Origin of the sequence: Bathymodiolus azoricus thioautotrophic gill symbiont, assembly GCF_001298715.1 — a bacterium.
GTDB lineage: Bacteria > Pseudomonadota > Gammaproteobacteria > PS1 > Pseudothioglobaceae > Thiodubiliella.
This window is the reverse complement of record NZ_CDSC02000008.1, coordinates 1-672: the sequence shown is the minus strand read 5'-3', so window position 1 is coordinate 672 and position 672 is coordinate 1. Positions and strand designations below refer to the sequence as shown.

Below are 672 nucleotides of genomic sequence, written 5' to 3'. Positions count from 1 at the left end.
TTTAGGGCGACTAAATAATAAGTACCAATACGATATTGTGCATCAGCATTGCTAGACTTTGTAGCTACTGAAAAACCACTTATTGGTTAAGCCCATATCTCGCTTAATATCTTGCCCCCTGTTTATACATTAACGCCAAATTATTTTGTGCGCTCTCATGACTCTGTTCAGCTGAGTTTTTTAATCCATTGAAAGGTAATCTCGGCACGTTTTTTTTCACCACCAATACCCTAAATACAGGCTACCTAAGTACGAATTGTGTATGAGAAAGTCTGTTTTCTAAAGCGTAATTTAACAAAAGACGAAAAAAAACCACCCTAAAGGATGGCTTTTTTCTGTGCTGAAAATTAATCAGCTAATACAACTAACTACTTAGCTGTTGAACTGTCACCGTTGTAGTAACCGTTCTTACCATCAGCATAACCCTTAGCATATGCATCAGCTTGTGCCTTAGCATATGCATCAGCCTGACCTTTGGCATATGCATCGGCTTCGCCTGAAGCGGTAGCGTCTGCTCTACCATCAGCATTGCCAGATGCAACACCTGAAGCAGTATTATCAGTCTTGTTTTTAGTGTTGAAATTCATACCAAAGTCTGTGTCATTCAGCCAGTTATTACCACCCTTGAATGGACCCCAGTTAGAGCCACCATTGAATGGACCAGCGTTAGAA

At 40.3% G+C, this 672-nt stretch carries 1 pseudogene; it reads right to left on the bottom strand.

From position 1 onward, the window contains the following. Nucleotides 1-368: 368 nt before the first annotated feature. Nucleotides 369-672, bottom strand: a pseudogene (locus BAZSYMA_RS09740) (hypothetical protein); the annotation flags it as partial.